General features: G+C 60.5%; 20 protein-coding genes. 6 read left to right on the plus strand and 14 right to left on the minus strand.

Annotation, left to right across the window (positions count from 1 at the left end):
• The first annotated feature begins 92 nt into the window (after positions 1-92).
• Both M5J06_RS04670 and M5J06_RS12460 read left to right on the plus strand, forming a co-directional pair.
• Positions 93-1,409: a DUF349 domain-containing protein gene (locus M5J06_RS04670; protein WP_250224097.1), complete on the plus strand. Its 1,317-nt coding sequence runs from the start codon at positions 93-95 to the stop codon at positions 1,407-1,409.
• A gap of 18 nt (positions 1,410-1,427) precedes the next feature.
• Positions 1,428-2,504, plus strand: coding sequence for a GNAT family N-acetyltransferase (locus M5J06_RS12460; protein WP_070524497.1), 1,077 nt, complete (start codon positions 1,428-1,430; stop codon positions 2,502-2,504).
• Here the strand turns inward: M5J06_RS12460 and M5J06_RS04680 are convergent.
• From M5J06_RS04680 to M5J06_RS04705, 6 genes are all read right to left on the minus strand, one after another.
• Complete coding sequence (locus tag M5J06_RS04680; protein WP_250224098.1) at positions 2,486-3,574, minus strand: alkene reductase; 1,089 nt, start codon at positions 3,572-3,574, stop codon at positions 2,486-2,488. The two genes, M5J06_RS12460 and M5J06_RS04680, sit on opposite strands and share 19 nt — an antisense overlap.
• Before the next feature lie 28 nt (positions 3,575-3,602).
• Positions 3,603-4,235, minus strand: a complete 633-nt coding sequence (locus M5J06_RS04685; RefSeq protein ID WP_070524499.1) for an Rv2732c family membrane protein — start codon at positions 4,233-4,235, stop codon at positions 3,603-3,605.
• 21 nt (positions 4,236-4,256) lie between these two features.
• Positions 4,257-5,807 carry a tRNA (N6-isopentenyl adenosine(37)-C2)-methylthiotransferase MiaB gene (miaB, locus tag M5J06_RS04690; protein ID WP_083299157.1) on the minus strand — a complete coding sequence of 517 codons (1,551 nt, stop codon included), beginning with the start codon at positions 5,805-5,807 and terminating at the stop codon, positions 4,257-4,259.
• An 8-nt stretch (positions 5,808-5,815) separates the two neighbouring features.
• Complete coding sequence (gene recX, locus M5J06_RS04695) at positions 5,816-6,415, minus strand: recombination regulator RecX (RefSeq protein WP_070524501.1); 600 nt, start codon at positions 6,413-6,415, stop codon at positions 5,816-5,818.
• A gap of 9 nt (positions 6,416-6,424) precedes the next feature.
• The gene (recA, locus tag M5J06_RS04700) at positions 6,425-7,558 is read right to left on the minus strand and encodes a recombinase RecA (RefSeq protein ID WP_070524502.1); all 1,134 of its coding nucleotides are present in this window, start codon (positions 7,556-7,558) and stop codon (positions 6,425-6,427) included.
• 238 nt (positions 7,559-7,796) lie between these two features.
• A complete protein-coding gene (locus M5J06_RS04705) occupies positions 7,797-8,201 on the minus strand; it encodes a hypothetical protein (RefSeq protein ID WP_141748930.1) in 405 nt (134 codons plus the stop codon).
• 228 nt (positions 8,202-8,429) lie between these two features.
• Between M5J06_RS04705 and M5J06_RS04710 the strand changes: the two genes are divergently transcribed.
• The 3 genes from M5J06_RS04710 to M5J06_RS04720 are packed head-to-tail and all read left to right on the plus strand — an operon-like array spanning position 8,430 to position 10,323.
• Positions 8,430-9,005 (plus strand): biotin transporter BioY, encoded by a 576-nt coding sequence (locus tag M5J06_RS04710; protein WP_070524504.1) that lies wholly within the window; start codon positions 8,430-8,432, stop codon positions 9,003-9,005.
• A 5-nt stretch (positions 9,006-9,010) separates the two neighbouring features.
• On the plus strand, positions 9,011-9,703 hold the full coding sequence (locus tag M5J06_RS04715; RefSeq protein WP_070562901.1) for an energy-coupling factor ABC transporter ATP-binding protein: 693 nt from the start codon (positions 9,011-9,013) through the stop codon (positions 9,701-9,703).
• A gap of 5 nt (positions 9,704-9,708) precedes the next feature.
• A complete protein-coding gene (locus M5J06_RS04720; RefSeq protein ID WP_070686201.1) occupies positions 9,709-10,323 on the plus strand; it encodes an energy-coupling factor transporter transmembrane component T family protein in 615 nt (204 codons plus the stop codon).
• A 2-nt stretch (positions 10,324-10,325) separates the two neighbouring features.
• On the opposite strand, the gene M5J06_RS04725 is transcribed toward M5J06_RS04720, so the two are convergent.
• From M5J06_RS04725 to pgsA, 4 genes are all read right to left on the minus strand, one after another.
• Complete coding sequence (locus tag M5J06_RS04725) at positions 10,326-11,162, minus strand: PspA/IM30 family protein (RefSeq protein WP_070531429.1); 837 nt, start codon at positions 11,160-11,162, stop codon at positions 10,326-10,328.
• A gap of 106 nt (positions 11,163-11,268) precedes the next feature.
• On the minus strand, positions 11,269-11,616 hold the full coding sequence (locus M5J06_RS04730) for a helix-turn-helix domain-containing protein (RefSeq protein WP_070531432.1): 348 nt from the start codon (positions 11,614-11,616) through the stop codon (positions 11,269-11,271).
• A gap of 45 nt (positions 11,617-11,661) precedes the next feature.
• A complete protein-coding gene (locus M5J06_RS04735; RefSeq protein ID WP_070531433.1) occupies positions 11,662-12,147 on the minus strand; it encodes a nicotinamide-nucleotide amidohydrolase family protein in 486 nt (161 codons plus the stop codon).
• On the minus strand, positions 12,144-12,734 hold the full coding sequence (gene pgsA, locus M5J06_RS04740) for a CDP-diacylglycerol--glycerol-3-phosphate 3-phosphatidyltransferase (protein ID WP_193634501.1): 591 nt from the start codon (positions 12,732-12,734) through the stop codon (positions 12,144-12,146). The genes M5J06_RS04735 and pgsA overlap by 4 nt, the downstream gene beginning before the upstream one ends.
• Positions 12,735-12,781: 47 nt before the next feature.
• Between pgsA and M5J06_RS04745 the strand changes: the two genes are divergently transcribed.
• Positions 12,782-13,072, plus strand: coding sequence for a YciI family protein (locus tag M5J06_RS04745; protein ID WP_070524508.1), 291 nt, complete (start codon positions 12,782-12,784; stop codon positions 13,070-13,072).
• Positions 13,073-13,116: 44 nt separating this feature from the next.
• Here the strand turns inward: M5J06_RS04745 and M5J06_RS04750 are convergent, their stop codons facing one another.
• From M5J06_RS04750 to M5J06_RS04765, 4 genes are all read right to left on the minus strand, one after another.
• Positions 13,117-14,235: a TerC family protein gene (locus M5J06_RS04750; RefSeq protein ID WP_250224099.1), complete on the minus strand. Its 1,119-nt coding sequence runs from the start codon at positions 14,233-14,235 to the stop codon at positions 13,117-13,119.
• 179 nt (positions 14,236-14,414) lie between these two features.
• On the minus strand, positions 14,415-17,660 hold the full coding sequence (locus M5J06_RS04755) for a DNA translocase FtsK 4TM domain-containing protein (RefSeq protein WP_250224100.1): 3,246 nt from the start codon (positions 17,658-17,660) through the stop codon (positions 14,415-14,417).
• A gap of 77 nt (positions 17,661-17,737) precedes the next feature.
• Positions 17,738-18,379: a TIGR03085 family metal-binding protein gene (locus M5J06_RS04760; protein ID WP_070524511.1), complete on the minus strand. Its 642-nt coding sequence runs from the start codon at positions 18,377-18,379 to the stop codon at positions 17,738-17,740.
• Positions 18,380-18,422: 43 nt separating this feature from the next.
• A complete protein-coding gene (locus tag M5J06_RS04765) occupies positions 18,423-20,492 on the minus strand; it encodes a ribonuclease J (RefSeq protein ID WP_250224101.1) in 2,070 nt (689 codons plus the stop codon).
• Positions 20,493-20,494 lie beyond the last annotated feature (2 nt).

The following is a 20,494-nucleotide window of genomic DNA, read 5'->3' on the forward strand; positions in this document are numbered from 1 at the left end:
CGCGGCTGCGCGGCTGAAACGGTAGTGTTGTGTGACATAAGTTCTGGCAGCCGTGTCGCGCGGCGCGATAGTACCGAAGGTGGTTTCCTACCATGTCCGCTATTCCTTCCCCTGGAGCCATGCCCCGCAAGGGTTCTCGCCCCGGCCCAACTCCTTCCGCCCCGGCAGCTCGCCCGGTGCAGCCCGTGAAGAACGATCCCACTCAGTGGGGCCGCGTTGATGCTGATGGTTCGGTTTATGTCAAAGCACCCGAGGGCGAACGCAAGATCGGTGAATGGCAGGCCGGTACTCCCGAAGAAGGCCTAGCGCATTTTGGCGCGCGCTACGATGATTTGTCTACCGAGATCGAGCTGCTGGAATCCCGCCTGAATGCACATCCGGACGATGCAGCATCGATTAAGGCTACCGCGGCAGAGCTGCGGGAATCCCTGCCCACGCAGGCGGTGATTGGTGATATCGCAGCCTTGGATCAGCGCCTAGGCACCGTCATCGAGCATTCCGTCGAAGCCGGCGAACAAGCACAGGCCGATAAGGCCCGCCGCCGCGAGGAGGCAATCGCAAAGAAGGAGAAGCTCGCCGCAGAGGCCGAGGACATCGCCGCTAACTCGACGGAGTGGAAGGCCGCCGGCGACCGCATCCGCGCCATCCTCGAGGAATGGAAGCAGATCCGCGGCATCGACCGCCACACGGATGATGCCCTGTGGAAGCGCTATTCCCGCGCCCGGGATTCCTTCAACCGCCGCCGCGGCTCGCACTTCGCTGAGCTCGACCGCAACCGCGCTGCTGCCCGCGCCAAGAAGGAAGAATTGGTTGAGCGCGCAGAAGCTATCAAGGAATCCACCAACTGGGGTGAGACGGCGCGCGCTTACCGCGACCTCATGACGGAGTGGAAGGCCGCTGGCCGCGCGCCGCGCGAGATTGATGACAAGCTCTGGGCCCGCTTCCGCGCCGCGCAGGACCACTTCTTTAATGCCCGCAACGCCGTCAACGATGAGCGCGACAAGCAGTTCGCAGAGAACGCCGCCGCCAAGGACGCACTCATTGCGGAATATGACTCCCAGATTGATCCCACCAAGTCGCTCGACGCGGCGAAGGCCAAGCTGCGAGAGCTGCAAGAAAAGTGGGAGGAGATTGGTTTCGTCCCACGCAATCAGGTGCGCGAGTTCGAGGCTAAGATTTCCGCTCTGGAAAAGCGCGTAAGCGATGCCGAGGATTCAGAGTGGCGCCGGACCGATCCGGAGGCCCAGGCCCGCGTGGCTCAGTTCCAGGCCAAGGTGGATGACTTCACCGCTCAAGCAGAAGCAGCTGAGGCCAAGGGCAATACCAAGAAGGCAGAGGATCTGCGTGCCCAGGCGAAGCAGTGGCAGGAGTTCGCGGATGCCGCCGCGGCTGCTGTCAACGGCAAGTAAGCGCGCCGCGTAGCCTGAGTGTTCGTTCACATCGTCGCCCCGCCGGGCTCAGCACACGCTGAGCCGGCTGACTGTCTCCGCAGCTTCGTCTTCGACGCTAACCTTGCCGCACAAGAGGCCAGCGGTGATCCTGCAGCCAGTGGCTCTCCGCGTCGCGTGCTCCAGCGTCTCCAAGGTTCTACGGAGTCACGCACCTACCTCGTTGGTCTGACAGACTCCGTCTTGGGCCCAGCTGGAGAGTTGGGCTTGCCGGTTATTTCGGCCGCCGAGCCCAGCCCGGAAATTGACTTCGACGGTTTCATCCACATCTCGCTTCCGCTTTTGGAAGAGACAGATAACGCCGACATCGAGTGCGTCCTCGCCGCCGATCTCCTCCCGCTGCCTGGAGAAGAGCTGGAGCCGGAAGCCCTCGAGGTCACGCGGATCTTGGCCCGCGAAGCCCTCCGCCTTACCCGCCAGCTAGGCCGCAAGAATGCCCAGGTTGGCATGCTGTACCCGCCGGACGCGGACTACTCATACGATCCGATGTCGCAGGCCTACCTCGAACTGGGCTTTCGCCAGAAGCACGCCGAGCGCCAGATGTACATCGACATCGCTGCCACCTCCCCGGTCCTCGGCGCGCACGTCTGGCCGGACTACGACATTCCGGATGCACTGCTTGACGACGTCCTCCGCTTGCTCACCCTCGCCTCCACCGACGCGGTCTACGGTGACTTGAGCGTCGAGCCCATCGTGTGGACGCGGCAGCGCCTCAAGGAGGCTCACGCCCGACTGCGCTCCCGCGGAGCGCACACTCTGCTCGTGGGTATTCTCGACCGAGGTAAAGTCGTCGCCCTCACGGAGCTCTCCCGTCACGGCGATGCAGACCCCGAGGTGTGCGAGTGGACGCTTACAGTGACTGACCGTGAATACCGACGCCGCGGGTTCGCCACGCGCGCCAAACAGCACGCTCAGTACGCAGTGGCGCACCACTGGCCCACCGTGCGCCGTGCGTATTGCTCAGTGGCCCAGGCCGATCCAGCGATGAACGCGCTTTATGCCCGCCTCGGGGCGCACGTCATTTCCGCCAGCAGCGCCTACGAGCTCACTGTATAAACGGGGTAGTCGGTATAGCCGCGCTCCCCTCCCGTGTAGAACGTTCTCTCATCCGGCGCGGTGACAGGCAATTCCTCCTGCCAGCGGCGGACTAGGTCCGGATTCGAGATGGCCAGCCGCCCCACCGCCACGGCATCGCCGTGCTGCACCAGCTGCTCGGCCTCCTCCCGCTGGGTGATACGACCAAAGCCTGAGTTGAGGATGACGCGTGTCTTCCCGTTGGCGCGAACATGAGTGCTCAGCTCGGTGATGAGCTCACCAGTGGGCTCTGCGTGAAGGAAAGAAACATAGGCCAAGCCGAGGTCTTCGATGGCGCGAAGCAGCCCACCATAGGTGGCGCGCACATCCTCAGTATCGCTTTCCTCAATGCCTTGAATATTGTTTTGCGGCGATAGGCGCAGCGCAAGGCGGTCCGCGCCAATCTCTTCAGCCACCGCACGCAGGATCTCCTCCACAAGACGGTAGCGCTTCTGCGGGCTTCCGCCATAAGCATCGTCGCGGTGAGTCGAGCTCGGGGAAAGGAATTGATGCAGGAGATAGCCGTTGGCACCGTGGATCTCTACGCCATCCATGCCTGCGTCAATGGCGTTGCGTGCGGCTTGCCGGAACTCATCGATGATGCGCGGCATCTCTTCACTATCGAGTGCTCGGGGCACTGGGCACTCCTTACGGGATTCGAAATCTCTCACCGCAGTGCCGGAGGCCAGCGCGGAGGGAGCTGCCGGCTCCGCTCCTTCAAGAAGGCTGGCATGAGACAAACGCCCGCCATTCATTACCTGCATGAAGATGCGCCCGCCGGAATCGTGAACGGACTTCGCCACGCGACGCCACCCAGCTATCTGCTCTGGTGTCTCGATACCAGGCTGGCCTGGGAAGGCACGGCTGGTCACCGCTGGGAACACACCTTCTGTCACGATAAGCCCCATGGAGGCGCGTTGCGCGTAGTACCTCTCGTGCAACTGCGTGGGGACACCGTCGCGACCTGCGCGCGACCGGGTCAAAGCCGCCATCGTCACGCGGTTTGGAAGCGTTAGTCGTCCCAGTTCTAAAGAGTCAAAGAGTGTAGCCATGCACTCCACAACACGAATCTAGGAACGCTTATTCCTCGCCCTGCTGGCTCCGGTGGCGTGAGGCGGCGCGTGAGCGGCGGTCGTCGATAAGCAGCGGGTTCTGTTCCGCTGGAAGCGCGGTCGCGGCTTCGTTCTGCAGGACTCCCACGTGGTCAAGCTGCCCCGAGACTTCACGGACACGCTCCGCGGCGGCTAGCTGCTCAGGGCTGCGGCGCAACGCCACTTGGCAGTACACCAGGAAGGCCACCAACGTAGACACAGCGCCCACGTACATGCCAATAGATGCCCCCTCAGCGGCACCGCCGCGGTACCAGAATCCCCACAAGTTAACGAAAAAGGAGATGGTCACCATCATCCATGCGGCGAGAGCCACAGACGTCCGCCGCGTAAGGATCGTAGCGGTAGTCAGAATTCCCACGCCACCCAACGCTAACCAGGCGCTAACGGTCTCCATAAGTGAAATTCGCACTCCCTCGGCGGTTCCGCCTACGAAGAGTGCTTCCCATCCACGGGCGTCACCGGCATAAGGCAGAACCAGATACGCTACCCACGCCACGACAGACACGATGAGCGCATATTTGTGCTTTCCCAGTTCGATGGTCTTCGCCGCGCGCTTTTCTGCGGCGACAGCATCGCGCACCTGCTTCAAGTCATCACTCATAGAATCGGAGCCTACTCCCTTCTAGCAGCCACAGGAATCAGCGGGAGCGCTGGGCTTGCCGACGCCCGGCAGCCCCAACCCCACCCCAATCGGCGCCGTGGTCGGGGTCTGCCCCGCAGCCGACATGTCGCCGGCCTTGGTGCGGCGGTGCTCACTGACACCGGAATCGGCCACGAGGAAGAAGGAACCCGCATCCGTCACGGTGGTGTGCACGACATCGCCAGGGCGAATCTCCGTGGAGATGTCCTTGCCCTCACCATCGACGGGAGCAAAGTGAACGAGGCGGCCATCGCGAGCACGACCGGTAAGGCGGTGGGTCTCGGCGGACTTGCGGCCGCCTTCCGCCTGGACCAGGAGCTCCACATCGGTGCCGATGAGCTTCGCATTCTCCTCGGCCTGGATGCAGTCTTGCAGCGCTACAAGGCGCTCGAAGCGCTCCTGCACTACCTCCTTCGGGATCTGGTTCTCCATGACCGCAGCCGGGGTTCCCGGACGCGGCGAATACTGGAAGGTAAACGCGGAGGCGAAGCGGGCGCGACGCACCACATCCAGGGTGGCCTCAAAGTCCTCCTCCGTCTCACCGGGGAAGCCCACGATGATATCGGTGGTGATGGCGGCGTGCGGCATTTTCTCGCGCACTTCGTCGAGGATGCCCAGGAACTTCTTCGTGCGGTAGGAACGGCGCATGTCTTTGAGGACCTTGTCGGAGCCAGACTGCAGCGGCATGTGCAACTGCGGGCACACAGCCGGAGTCTCCGCCATGGCATCGATGACGTCGGAGGTGAACTCTGCCGGGTGCGGGGAAGTAAAGCGCAGGCGCTCAAGCCCCTCGATCTTGCCCACTTCCCGCAGCAGCTTGGAAAAGGCGAAGCGGTCTCGCGGCAGGTCCGGGTCAGCGAAATTGACGCCATAGGCATTGACGTTTTGGCCCAGCAACGTCACCTCGGACACGCCCTGCTCCACCAAGGCCTGAACCTCTGCGAGGATGTCGCCAGGGCGGCGGTCCTCCTCCTTGCCGCGCAGGGAAGGAACGATGCAGAAAGTACAGGTGTTATTGCAGCCCACGGAGACCGATACCCACCCGGCATAGGCGGACTCGCGCTTGGCCGGCAGCACGGAGGGAAAAGCCTCAAGCGCGTCGACGATTTCAACCTGGGCCTCATCATTGTGGCGAGCGCGTTCAAGAAGTGTCGGCAAAGCCGCCATGTTGTGGGTGCCGAATACCGCATCGACCCACGGCGCATGGTCAAGGACTGTGTCCTTATCCTTTTGCGCCAAGCAGCCGCCCACAGCGATCTGCATGCCGGGGTGGTTCTCTTTCGTCTTCTTGAGCGCACCTAGGGTTCCATACAAACGCTTGTCGGCGTTCTCACGCACAGCACAGGTGTTGAAGACTACGAGGTCAGGCTCGGCGCCATCCGGTGCCGCCGAGTAGCCGGCTTCCTCGAGCAAACCGGAGATGCGCTCGGAGTCATGAACGTTCATTTGGCAGCCAAAAGTCCGCACCTCATAGGTGCGGGGCTGGCTATTGATTTCGGGGGAGCTCACGGGGGGACATTCTAACTGGCCCATCCGGCTACTCATAATGCCTTTAATTCGGCGATGCGCGCATCAAGAGCCTCGATGGATATGCGCATGACAAGTTCCTGGTTGTAGCCGCGCCGCGCGAGCGTTCCCACGATGCGGCGCAGGAATTTGTCCCTTTCATGCCGGTCGGCCGGAACCTTTTTAAGCGTCCGCGCCTTCTTCTCCGCGACCTGGCGGGCGACGGCCTCTTCAGATTCGTCTGTAATCTGCTCTAAGGCTGCGGCCCGATCAGCGGCATCAACGCCCTTCTCCTTGAGCTCCACGTTGAGGGCGCGGGACGACTTGCCGCGCCGCGCATGACGCTGGCGAACCCATTCCTTGGCAAAGCTCGCGTCATCAACAAGGCCGACATCTGCGAGGTCATCAACAACTTCCTCGACCACGTCGGGCTCGAAGTCCGCAGCAACGAGGCGGTCACGCAGTTCCTTGCGGGAACGCGCTCTCTGGTCCAGCAGACCGAGCGCACGAGAACGCACGGGAGCCTTCGCAGCTTCGGCTTCTGCGTCAACTAGCTGTCCGCCCGCGTCACCTGATTCATAGGATTCGAGGGCCTGGCGCAGCTTCTCAATCTTCTCCGATGAGGGTTGTGCCATAGATCCCGTTTAGTCGTCGTCGAAATCGACGTTCGGAACCAGATCCACAGACTCATCCGTCAGCGGATCATCTGCTCCTGGCACATCCATGGCCACGTTGTCGCCACTCTCGGCAGCGGCAGCACCCACACCGAGCTTGACGAAGATCTTCTTCTCAATCTCATCCGCCAGATCCGGATTATCCTTGAGGAAGTTACGAGCCTTCTCCTTGCCTTGGCCCAGCTGGTCACCCTCATAGGTAAACCAGGAACCAGACTTCTTGATGAAGCCGTGTTCGACGCCCAAGTCAATAATGGAAGACTCGCGCGAAATACCTTCGCCATACATGATGTCGAACTCAGCGATCTTGAACGGCGGGGAGACCTTGTTCTTTACAACCTTGAGCTTGGTGCGGTTACCGATGGCATCCTGACCGTCCTTGAGGGTCTGAATGCGGCGAATATCGCAGCGCACCGAGGCGTAGAACTTCAGCGCCTTACCGCCAGTCGTGGTCTCCGGCGAACCAAACATCACGCCGATCTTTTCACGCAGCTGGTTGATGAAGATGGCGGTGGTCCCCGAGTTGTACAGAGCACCCGTCATCTTACGCAGCGCCTGGGACATGAGACGAGCCTGGAGGCCAACGTGGCTATCACCCATCTCACCTTCGATCTCCGCCTTGGGGGTCAGCGCAGCAACCGAGTCAATCACGATGATGTCAATAGCACCAGAGCGCACGAGCATATCGGCGATTTCCAAAGCCTGCTCACCAGTATCTGGCTGGGAGACCAACAGGTTATCGGTATCAACGCCAAGCAGACGTGCGTACTCCGGATCGAGAGCATGCTCAGCATCGATGAAGGCCGCAATACCGCCAGTCTTCTGCGCCGATGCAATCGCGTGCAGAGCAACGGTAGTTTTACCCGAGGATTCCGGACCATAAATCTCCACGATACGGCCACGCGGGAAGCCGCCGACGCCCAATGCGATATCGATGGCCGTATTACCGGAGGAAATAGCCTGGATTGGCGGGCGATCATCATCACCCAGGCGCATAACGGCACCCTTACCAAAATCCTTCTCAATCATCGCCATGGCAGCGTCAAGGGCTTTTTGACGATCATCGCCCTTGCTCGCTGCCGAGGACTTCTTCTTCGTAGCCATTCATTTCCTCACTATCGTGCGTCAGTTGTAGTGCGTTCTTACGCGTTAATTAAAGCTGGCACCTAATTAGACTGCCACGTGGCAGCTGAGGTTCCCTGGCGCGACTCAAACAGCCTTAGCGCCCTCTCCTCAAGCCACGAAGTCACCCTAACGTGCCCGCCGGACCACATCCCACAATACACACACAAGTGTTCGATTTTCCATTTCGCCCAAGCGCGTGTCCCAGCGACAGCCTCCACTACTGAAGCACCCAAGGACCGTCCTGCTCTTGCCGCGAGAAGGTCACCTTCTCAGCAGTCTGAAGAACGGCCACCTCCTCCCCTAACGAGCTGCAGACATCCAGGTCATCGAGGTTAGCCCTGCTACTCATATACTTGGAATACCCCGGCCCTTGCACATCACGGTACAGCTCAACGCTACCCGCCGCCGGTGGCACCCACTCATCATCCTCATCTGTACCTCCCTGCCAGGTTCCATCGCTGGCGGCGAGGACATCCCTTTCGGTAGCGCCAGGGCAAATAATGATCACCCGTTCATACTCCGAATCGAAGATGTCACCGATCGGCATGTCTACGCTTCCCGGCTCCCCTCCCTCGACCCCAGCGGCCTCATCGATATTTTCGATGACGTTCGCGGAATTCACCAACGAACATCCAGCTAAGCCGCCTATAGCCACACCGGAAAGAAGTGCTACTGCCCCATAGCGCGCCCTAAGGCACCCTAAACCCTTAAGCCACGCTTGTTTCTGCCCAATTTCCATGCACCAAAGATACCCCGTTCGGGGTGGATGCGCGTCCTAAATTTCGTGCTTGAACACTGTTCAAAAGGTGCTATTTGCTGCACAGTTATCCCACTGGATAAACTTTGGCCCATGAAAAAGAATTCCGTCGCGACTGACATCGCGTACGTCGCGGTCTTTACCGCGCTCATCATAGTCTTTGCTTTTGTCTCTATTCCTACTCCCACCGCGGGCGTACCCATCGTTCTTCAAAACGCGGTTATCATCCTCGCGGGTCTGGTCCTCGGCGGCCGCCGCGGCCTCTTCGTGGGCCTGCTCTTCATTGCCCTCGGCCTCGTCGGCCTTCCCATCCTCGCCGGCGGACGTAGCGCGTTGAGCGCTCTCGCCGGCCCCACGGTTGGCTACCTCGTTGGCTATGTGGTCGCCCCGGCCATCGCCGGACTCATCGCCTACCGCGCCCCGCGCAACAAGGGCGGAATGACGCTCATCCTCGCTATCGCCGGCGTCGTTGGCCTCGCCGTCCAGTACTTCTGCGGAATTCTCGGCCTGATGTACCGCTCTGACATGTCCTTCGGTGCAGCCACCATCGCCCAAGGGCCATTCCTCATCCCCGATCTCATCAAGGTCGCCGTGATGGTTGTCATTGCGGTCGGCGTCCATGCAGCGTTCCCAGACCTGATGGGCCGACGCACCGCTAAGGCGAAGTAGCTCCCGTGCCGCTCATTGAATTCCGTAACGTGTCCGTCACCTTCGACGAGACGCCTGTGCTTAACGACGTTTCCCTCAACTTGAGCGAACAACGCATCGGCATCATCGGCGCCAACGGCGGCGGCAAGTCAACCCTCGTCCGGCTCATCAATGGTCTCGGTGAGCCCTCACGCGGTGAGGTCTTGGTGGACAACATGGACGTCGCCAAGCACGGCAAAGAAATCCGGCGCCGCGTGGGATTCGTATTCTCAGACGCCGAGAACCAAATCGTCATGCCGCAGGTACGCGATGACGTGGAATTCTCCCTGCGGCGCCTCAAGCTGCCTCGGGAGGAACGCACCGCGCGTGTCGACGCCGCACTCGAACGCTTCGGCCTTAAGGCCCTGGCCGAACAATCCCCACACTCGCTCTCCGGCGGGCAGAAACAGCTCCTCGCGCTGGCTGCGGTACTGGTCATGGAACCGACCGTCATCATCGCCGACGAGCCGACAACCCTGCTGGACCTGCGCAACCGTGACCGCATTCGCCGCGAGTTCGCCAACCTGGAGCAGCAGCTGATCGTGGTTACCCACGACCTGGACTTCCTCTCCGACTTTGACCGCGTTCTGTGCATTGACGACCACCACGTAGCCGCCGATGGAACACCCGACGAGGTCATTCCCTTCTATACGAAGCTCATGGAATCCCGCCCCCTCTAGCGATCATGCCCAAGAACATCCCACTCGGCTTCTATGTCGACGCCGACACCATCATCCACCGCATCCCCGCCGCGGTGAAATTCCTCGTACTCATCGGCTTCATCCTCGTGACTTCGCTGGCCGTTCACACGATTAGCTGGGCAGCGCTAAGCCTCGCTCTCCCCCTTGCCCTCTTTCCCATTGCCCGGGTTCCCTTTCGCGTCGCGCTCGGCCAGCTCGCGCCGCCGCTCTATCTCCTCGTCGCACTCGCTGCATTTCAGTGGTGGCAGAAGGACTTCACGGCGGCTGCCATCATGTTCCTCACGATTTACGCGGCGATTAGCGCGGCGGTCCTACTGACGCTCACGACGAAGGTCTCGGAGATGATGGACTCCCTGGATCGCGCCCTTGCCCCGCTGGGGCGCCTCGGGGTCCCCGTTGAGAACATCACGCTGGCGATGTCCCTGACTATTCGACTGCTTCCCCTCATGCTGGGAACCGTGGTCGAGGTGCTAGACGCACGAAAAGCCCGGGGCGCCACGGCATCATTAACCGCTTTTGGCACCCCGGTTATCATTCGCTCTATCCGCCGCGCACGCGCCATGGGTGAGGCGCTTCAAGCGCGCGGCGTCGGCGACTAAGCCTATTCTCCGCGCAGCTCGCGCAGGCGGGCCTGAACGGCATCGTTCTGCACGTTCGGCTGAGCCTGGGTTCCTGCCGAGCCGATTGCCTGCTGGGAGTTGCCCTCCACGGCCTTCGGATTATTCATCTCCGCGCGAATCTGCTCGAGACGGGAGTGGCCAGCCAGTTGCACGCCGGCCTGCTCAATCTCCTGCATACGGTTAGACACGGAGTTCTCCGCAAGCTCTGCCTGGCCCAGGGCCTTGGAGTAACGGCGCTCAATCTTGTCGCGCACCGCGTCCAGGGACGGGGTGTTGCCGTTGGCAGAAAGCTCATTCATCGAGTTGAGGGACTCGGAAACCTTCTCCTGCATCTTGGCCTGCTCAAGCTGGGACAGCAGCTTCGAGCGCTCGTTGACCTTCTCACGCAGGGCCATGCCATTGCGCTCGACGGCCTTCTTAGCCTGCTCCGCCTGCTGCAGTGCCTGATCATGCAGCTTCTTGGTGTCCTCAACAGACTCCTCGGCAGTTACCAACTGGGCGGCGAAGGCTTCTGCCGCGTTCTCATACTCGGTAGCCTTCTGCGCATCGCCCTCAGCACGAGCCTTGTCCGCCAAGTTCAGAGCGTTGCGGGTGTTCTGCTGCAGCTTTTCGATCTCGCTGAGACGGCGGTTGAGCTGCATCTCCAGCTGACGCTGGTTGCCGATGACCGCCGCAGCCTGCTGCGAGAGCTCCTGGTGCTGGCGCTGAGCTTCCTCGATTGCCTGCTCAATCTGTACCTTCGGATCAGCGTTCTCCTCGATCTTCGAATCGAAGAGAGCCATCAAGTACTTCCAGGCCTTTACGAATGGATTCGCCATAACAGAAGGTGCCTTTCTCAGCAGTTCGTTGTGTCTATAAAAAGTGTTCGAAAAGAATTCTCTGCCTGCCTAATATTAGCGAAGCAAGCAGTGCTACGCCGCGGTTCTACAGTTCCGATGCTGCGGGTGCGGTGGACGCTAGCTCCTCATCCATCGATGGCAGCGCCATGTAGCCAGCGGCCTCGATGAGAACATCGGAAACACTGACATCAAGCGCATGGCACACGGATGCCAGAAGCTCAGAGGAAACCTCCTTGCGGCCGCGCTCCAACTCCGAAAGGTATCCCGGGGACACGCGCGCTACACCGGCGAGCTCACGAAGGGTCACGCCCTTATCCGCACGGAAGGCGCGAAGCGTCAGTCCGAGTGCTTCACGCAGCAGCGGCTCAGGGGTCCGCGTCGACCGCGTGCTGGTCTGGGTGGGCTTATCAAGTAATGCAACTGAAGTGTTCATCACTTCGTACAACGGCCCAGCGCTCCTCCTTGTTCCCACAATCAACTATTTTTCTTCAAGAGTTGATAGGAGAAGACTCAATGCCGCCTCAACTGCAGCGGCACGAATCGCGTTGCGCCCCTCAGCAGAAAGCTCATAGAGGACGCCGCGCTTGGCGACGCCCCCGTCGCCCCTCCCGCACAGCCCCACATACACGGTTCCCGCAGGTTTACCTTCTTGGAGGTCCGGCCCGGCCACACCAGTCAGCCCTATCCCCCAATCCGCACGCGTTTCGACAACTGCGGCCTCAGCCATCTGCGCGGCAGTTGCTGCGGACACCACGCCTTGATCGTCAAGCTCTTCCACGGTGGTGTTAAGGAAATGTGCCTTGACCTCTGTCGCATACGTCACCAGACCGCCCCGCAACACCGCCGAGGCTCCCGGCACGCTCGCCACCGTGGCAGCGGCTAAACCGGCAGTAAGGGACTCACAGAACGCCACGGTTTCGCCGCGCTCGCGGAGCCTGGACACTAGTTGCTCCTCGATGCTCACTGGTTCTCCCTACGGCCATCAATGAGATACTGGATGCCGGTCAGGACAGTAACGAAGGCGGCAGCCAACATGACGAGGAAGCTCGGAAGGTCCATCCACCCCGGCAGCGGACAGAGATACAACGCCACCGCCAAGGTCTGCAGCGCTGTCTTGAGCTTTCCACCTTGAGAAGCCGGCACCACTTTTCCTTGGCGCAGCAAGAAGAAGCGCCAAATAGTAATCCCGAACTCACGGAAAAGAATGACGACGGTGATCCACACAGACAAAGCACCAGTGATGTTGAGGCACACGAAGGCCGCGGTCATCAGAGCCTTATCCGCGATAGGATCCGCAATCTTGCCAAAATTTGTAATGAGCCCACGTGAGCGTGCGATATCGCCATCCAGCTTGTCTGTGAGCATGAGGAGCGCAAAGCATCCAAAGGCCCACCACTCATGTCCGGCCAGAACCAACCAGGCGAACAAGGGGATAAAGAGGATGCGCAAACTGGTCAAGATATTGGGAAGATTCCAATTGGAAACCTCGGGATTTACATCCGCGGTTTGAGAGTGGTTGTGCGCAGCCTGAGAATCATTCACGCCCTTCATCCTACCGTGGCCTCCCTACCCCTCGCGCGAGCACTACCATGGAAAATATGAAGTACTTCGCTGTCTCCTATGAATACAATCCATCCAACCCAGTCATCGCAAATGTTCGCCCGAAACACCGCGAGTTCATCGGCGCGCTCCATGAGAAAGGCCAGATCTGCGGATCGGGCCCCTTCACCGATTCCAAGGGTGGGGCTCTCATCGTCCTGCAGTTTGAGGACGAGTCAATTGAGGTGGCCGAGGTAATCGCCCTCATGGACCAGGACCCCTTCTACACCGAAGGCGCCGTTACGGGCCGTGCCTTCCGCGAATGGAATCCCGTCATCAATTCTTTCTAAAAGTCTTCCCCCAACGCTGCCCGGGACTCGGGCAGCACTCGGAGTTAGGGCAGCTCGGATTTCGGCAGGTCCTCTGCCTTGCCCACGAACTCTCCCTGCTTGTTACGAACGATCTTGTTGCCAAAATCGTCCCAGTCATAGTGGTTGTGGGAAATCACCACGCCACCCTGAGCTTGGTCGCGTTTGTCTTTCCACACCGACAGCAACACAGTAATAGCGAGCACGCCGACGATGACCAACAGCGACATCAGCGTGGAAATCTCCGGCACGGCGGAAACATCCTCACCGCCGTTAATGAACGGCAAGTTGTTCTCATGCAACGCGTGGAACAACAGCTTGACGCCGATGAACAGCAGGATGATACCCAGGCCATAAGGCAGGTAAACCAGACGGTCCAACAGGCCATCAATGAGGAAGAACATCTGACGCAGGCCCATGAGCGCGAATGCGTTGGTGGTGAAGACCAAGAAGGGCTCCGAGGTAATGCCGTAGATGGCGGGGATGGAGTCGAAAGCAAACATGACGTCGATAAGCCCAATTGCCGCCAGCGCCACGAACAGCGGGGTCAGCGCGAACTTCCCCTTCTTCTCCCCGGAGTCTTCACGGTGGGTGAGCTTATCCCCGTGGTAGCGCGGGGTTACGTGTACGACCTTGCGCAGCCATTTGACCACCAACATGTCGTTGGGGTCAGTCTCCGGTGCGTCGTTGATCTCATCAATGAGCAGCTTCACCGCGGTGTAGATAAGGAAGATCGCAAAAAGGTAGAAGACATCGGACCACGCAGCGATAATCGCCGCGCCCAACAGAATGAAAATGAGGCGGAATACCAGTGCCAAAACGATTCCGATGAGGAGCACCTTCTGCTGGTAACTGCGGGGAATCTTAAAGGATCCCATGATGAGCGAGAAGACGAATAGATTGTCCACGCTCAGCGCCTGTTCCGTCACCCAACCGGTGTAGAACTGTGCGGCATGTTCGCTGTCCCACAGCACCCATACAACTCCGCCGAAGACAACGGCGATTGCCATATAGAACAGCGTCCACCCACCGGATTCCTTGAGCGTAGGCTCATGGGGCGAGCGAACGTGGCTGTAGAAATCGAAAATAAAAAAGCCCAGAATCACCGCCATGGTGATGGCCCAAACCCACAATGGTACGTGCATAATGCGCTATCCCTCCGGTCGACGCGACAACAAAGACCGGAGGTCTCCCCCGCTAGTGATGCTTACGCAGAGCAACGCTAGCCGGCGCGACCGGGAACTGTACCGCAGTTGCCGTGTTGACGATCGACGCCGAGGATTGGGGTACTCCCCTCCAAGACCCGTCCTATCCTACACGGAACTTAAAACGCGCCCGTGGAGGGGTTGGCAGAGATTTCGACGGTGCGGGTATCTGCTGACTCGTCCTCAGTTCCGTCTGCACCTTCAGCCTCTTGGACTTCCTTCGGTGCCTCTGCCGGGTCAGCTCCCTTGATCATCCAAATGATGGTGTCAAGCTCTTCCGGTTTGACCAGCACCTCGCGAGCTTTTGAGCCTTCCGAGGGACCAACCACACCGCGCGACTCCATGAGATCCATGAGTCGGCCGGCCTTGGCAAAGCCGATGCGCAGCTTGCGCTGAAGCATCGACGTGGAGCCCAACTGAGATGTGACCACGAGGTCGACGGCCTCCAAGAGGTCGTCCATGTCCTTGCCGATTTCCTCGTCGATCTCCTTCTTGGCGTCCTTGGCTTTATCCTCCGTGACACCTTCGGTGTAGTTCGGTGCGCCCTGTGCCTTCGCGGCGTCGACAACCGCCTGCACCTCTTCGTCGGAGACGAACGCGCCCTGCATGCGCACTGGGCGCCCGCCCTGCGGGATAAACAGGCCATCGCCCATACCGATGAGCTTCTCGGCACCACCCTGGTCCAAGATGACGCGGGAGTCCGTGAGCGAGGACGTCGCGAACGCCAGGCGGGACGGCACGTTGGTCTTGATAAGGCCGGTGACCACGTCCACGGACGGGCGCTGTGTTGCGAGTACGAGGTGGATACCCGCTGCGCGTGCCTTCTGGGTGATGCGGACGATGGAATCCTCGATCTCCTTCGGCGCCGTCATCATGAGATCCGCGAGCTCGTCAACCACACACACGATGTAGGGGTACGGGCGCATCTCTCGCTGGGAGCCGGCCGGGGCCTGGTATTCGCCGCTGCGAACCTTGCGGTTGAAATCCTCGATCTTGCGCACGCGGGCAGCCTGCATATCCATGTAGCGCTGCTCCATCTCCTCCACCAGCCATTGCAGGGCCGCTGCGGCCTTCTTCGGCTGCGTAATGATCGGGGTGATGAGGTGCGGGATGCCCTCGTAGGGCGTGAGCTCGACCATCTTCGGATCCACCAGGATGAGGCGAACGTCTTCCGGCGTCGCGCGAGTCAGCAGCGAGACCAGCATCGAGTTCACGAACGCCGACTTACCTGAACCGGTTGCGCCGGCCACGAGAAGGTGCGGCATCTTCTTCACGGAGAAGGAGGTGAATTGGCCCTCGATGTCCTTGCCCAAGCCAATGAGCATTGGATCGTCATCAGCACGCAGTGCCGGGGAATCCAAAACATCACGCAGTCGCACCATTTCACGGTCCGCATTAGGCACCTCGATACCGACTGCAGACTTGCCCGGAATCGGGGTCAACAGGCGCAGGTTATCCGTCGCGACTGCATAAGCCAGATTGGACTGCAGGTTCGTAATCTTCGAAACCTTGACGCCTGGTCCCAGCTCAATCTCATAGCGCGTCACTGTAGGGCCACGGCTAAACCCGGTGACTTGGGCATCGACCTTAAACTCCTCAAAGACTTCAGTGATGGCTTCGATGATGCGGTCGTTGGCCTCCGTGCGAGCCTTCGCAGGCTTGCCGGCCGTAAGCAGGTCAGTCGTCGGCACGTCATAACCGCCTCCCAGTGCGGTATCTTCCGCACCGCTCGGGGCCGCGGGTGCTTGTTGCGCCGCGTCTTGAACATCCTCGTCGACCTTGGCGCCCGTGCGCGCATCGCGCCCGGAACGCTCCTGGAACATACGGACGGCCTCGGAGTGTGCGGCAGAGACAACGTCCTCCCCGGCCGCCCCAGCAGACGCTGCGCTTGCCGACGCCCCCGCGGCTGCCGCCCCCAGCGCCGCACCGGCGGCACCGCCAACGTCCACGCGGGGACGCTTCTTCTGCTCAGGCTTGTGCGTAGGTTTCTCAACCGGCTTTTCGACAGGCTTCGGTGCTGCCTTCTGCTTCTGCTCCGGCTCCGGAACAACGGGGATCTCGTCGGTGTCATCGGCACGGCGTTCGGCTGCAGCAGCAAAGGAGGGGCGGCCGTGTTGGACCGGCTCCTGCTTCATAGGCTGTGCCGCCGAGTCAAAGGAAACCGTGGCGTTCTCGTCCGGCGCTACGGCCGAGTAACTCTTTGGGCGCTGCGTACGCTGACGTGGGCGCGGGGTATGGGCCGGGCGCGTGGGGCGCTCGCGCCCCTCGGCGATGGCGTCGATGTCATCGCTGACGTAGCCGTAGTCGTCTGCGGGGGCGTCGTCAAGCAGCTCATACTCCGAGCTGTTCTTCCGATCACGAAGTCCACCGACGAGCGCAGAGAATTGGGCAGCCACGAAGTCATAGGCTTCGCGCAGGGTGATGCCGGTGATGTTGAGCGCCCCATAGACAATCAACAGGAAGAGCAGCGGCACGGCCACGTAGCTAGAGAAGGCTGCTACGAGCAGCTCACCGATAGCAAAACCGATAGCGCCTCCGGCCTCACCGGCGGCGTTTTTATTCCATGTAAGGTCTGGGAGCCCAGCAAAGATATGGATAAGGCTCAGCATGCAGACCACGATGAGGGCCGTGCCGCTAACCACGCGCGGCTTGAAGTGGCCGGCCGGGCCGGAAAGGTCCATCATGAGCGCGATGGCTACGGCGATGAGCGCAACAGGAAGAACATAGGCGCCCGCGCCAATCACATAGCGCACAGCATTGGTGAGGTACTCACCGATAATGCCAGCCACTTGGAACCACGTAGCGCATGCCAAGACGATGGCCACACCAATCAGCACGAGCGCGACCGCATCCGGGTTGGAGACGCGAATGCTCTTCTCTACCCGGGCGGGTCGTTCCATGATGGTCGTCGGCATCTCGCCGTCAACGTCTTGGGCACGGGTCACCTTGCTTTTCGACGAAGTGCCGCCCTCAGCCCTGTTGCTAGTTTTCTTATTCTTCGCGCGTCCAGAAATTTCCCCTGGCTCCCTCACATCGTCGTAATCATCAAAAGCCTCTTCGTCATAGGACGCATCATAAGCGGGATCATAAAGATCCTCGTCCCGATCTCTCGCTTCAGCTGGCTTGAGTCCGGCGAGGCCATGCCCGACTCCCCGCGCCATACTCCCCATGCCCCGGGCTGTAGCGCCAAATACGGTGCCCAGTCCGTGACCAACGGCACGAAAGGCGCTGCCGGTCCTCTCTTCGGAGGTCTCGGCAGCGCGGGTAGCAGACGTCAGCGAGTAGCTTGTGCGGCCCGACGGTCGCGAGCGATTGGCCGTGCGACCTCGGCCGGAGGCGCGAGACGGAGCGTTCTTGACAGACATGATTGCCACTCTAGTAGCAAAAGCCCCATTAACAACATGCGCCACACGCGTACGGCGAAGAAAATTAGCAGTTCAGCCTACAGACTTGACCTTACGATCGCGGATTCATCGCCTTCAATTTCGACATCAGCAGCGTCGCGGCCGAAGGCCCACAAGAGCACCTCGGACACGGTACCTCGTACGCGAACCACAGCGTCGCCTTGTCCAGACACACGGTGTCTATCCGCAGCCACGATCGGCGGGAAACCTTGTGGCTCCAGGACAACGGGCAGGCGCGAGTGCGACAGCAGCCGTGTGCCTAGCAGTTTCAACGGCGCCAGTAGCTCTTTGTTGACTGCTCGTGAAAGATCCCTTGGTTCAATGTGGCCATTAGCTCGGCGGAGATCCTCATGGTGGACAAAGTGCTCGGCCGCGTTGAACACGGAGTCTACATAGCGCAGAGGGCTAAACCTAGATGCTCCCCTCCCCCACGCATCCACCAACTCCTCATACGTCATGCCCTCGCGGACCCCATTAGCGACGCTCCGTGCATGAGAGGACAGCGCTGGAATAAAGGAACCGAGCGCTGCATCAGGGCGGTTCTCACGCACCCACAAGTGCGTTGCTAGGTCTCGGGTTGTCCACCCTTCGCACAACGTCGGGGCATCAGGGCCAAGCTCATGGAACAACGCCACCATCTTGGCGCGCTCTGCTGAAGAAAACGACATGCGCCCCAGCATACCCACCGGAGGCGGGAACACTGGGGCGCTTGCGGCCTTAGCTTTAGAGCGATTCGCGGGAAGCGTGAACTTCGTCGTCGTCAGGCAGCAGGATATCCGAGTTCGTCGGAACGATGGTCGGCAGAATCACCGGCTCGCGCTTGTACTTGGAGTCCATGAGCTTCGAGACCTTGCGGCGCAGCTTCTGCACCATGCGGTAGGTATCGTTCTCCCCCTCAGCGGCGAGGTCATTCATGGTGTTCTCCACCATCTCGGCGACCTCAGGCACGATACCGCGGTCATCGTCGGAGAAGCCCGTCGTGGACACCGTCGGGTGCTCAAGCAGGCGCGACGTGCGGTTATCGATGACACAGGTGATGGAAACGACACCGCCGGCACCCAGGTTGGTGCGGTCCGCGAGGGTATCCGCGTCGACATCACCCATCGACACACCATCGACGTAAAGGCTGCCCACCGGGATCTGGCCGACGACCTCAGCACGGCCGTTGCGCAGATCGACGACAACGCCGTTCTGCGCAAGGACCACGCGATCACGGGCCACACCAGTGGAGACTGCCAGCTCCTTGTTTGCACGCAGGTGGCGCCACTCGCCGTGCACCGGCATGGCATTCTTCGGGCGTGCAGCGTTGTAAAGGAAGAGCAGCTCGCCACCATAGCCGTGGCCGGAGGCGTGGACCTTAGCTTCCTTGTTCGTGATGACCTCAGCGCCAATCTGGGACAGCATGTTGATAACGCCGAACACGGCCTCCTCATTACCCGGAATCAGGGAGGAGGAGAAAATGATGAGGTCACCATCGCGGACGGTGATCTGGCGATGCTCACGACGGGCCATGCGGGACAGCGCTGCCATCGGCTCACCCTGGGTACCGGTGGTGATGAGCAGCACCTTGTGCGGAGCCATCTTGGCTGCCTCATCGATTGGGATGATGGTGCCGCGCGGAACCTTCAGGAAGCCCATCTTCTCCGCAATTTCCATGTTGCGCATCATGGAGCGGCCGTTGAACGCAACCTTGCGGCCTGCGGCTACGGCGGCGTCGATAGCCGCCTGCACGCGGTAGACGTTCGAGGCGAAGGAAGCGATGATCACGCGCTGCTTGGCCCCAGAAACTAGGCGCTTAAACGTTGCCGGAATGTCGCCCTCAGAGGCGGACACACCCGGGATGTTGGCGTTGGTGGAATCACACAGCATGAGGTCCACGCCTTCGTCGCCGTAGCGCGACAGGGCCGGCAGATCCGTCGGGCGGTTATCCAGCGGGGTCTGGTCCAGCTTGATATCACCGGTGTGGATGATGTTGCCAGCCGGGGTTCCCAGCATGACGCCGAGGGCATCCGGGACGGAGTGGTTCACTGCCCAGAAGCGGCAACGGAACGGACCGTAATTCACATCGGACTTCTCATTGACCTCAACGAACTTCGGCTTCTGGCGGTGTTCCTTACACTTGGCAGCAATCAGCGCAATGGTGAAGCGCGAAGCCACGATCGGGATATCCGGGCGCAGCTTCAGCAGCCACGGGATAGCACCAATGTGGTCCTCGTGCGCGTGGGTTACGACGAGCGCCTTGACCTTGTGAATCTTCTTCTCAATCGGACCAAAGTCCGGGAGAATCAGGTCCACGCCTGGCTCACCGGAGGACGGGAAAAGCACACCACAGTCGATGATGAGCATCTCATCCTGGTACTCAAAGACGGTCATGTTTCGACCGATCTCGGAAATACCGCCCAAGGCATAGATACGCAGAGAGTCCTTCTGCTGCTTCGGCGGCTCCGGCAGACGCTTAGTCAGATCCGCGCCTTGCATGGACTTAGGTACATTGCGACGGCCGCGGTTGTTGTTGCGATTGCGGTTGTTACGACCACCGTTGTTGTTATTGCCGTTGTTGTGGTTGTTGTTGCCGCCGCGGCCGCGACCACGGCCGCCACGGGAACCACGAGAACGGGAACGACGGTTGCCGTCGTCAGAGCTTCCAGACTCCTTAGAGGATGCACCGGAAGCAGCCGATTCCTTCGGCGCTTGGAAAACCGGCGAAGCCGCCTCATTCGAGGCGGTCTCGGTCTCCGAAGGCGGACCCGCCTTACGGGTCACCTTGCGGGAACGGTTACGGGATTCAGTCATTC

The organism is Corynebacterium intestinale (assembly GCF_023574125.1).
Lineage (GTDB): Bacteria > Actinomycetota > Actinomycetes > Mycobacteriales > Mycobacteriaceae > Corynebacterium > Corynebacterium hesseae.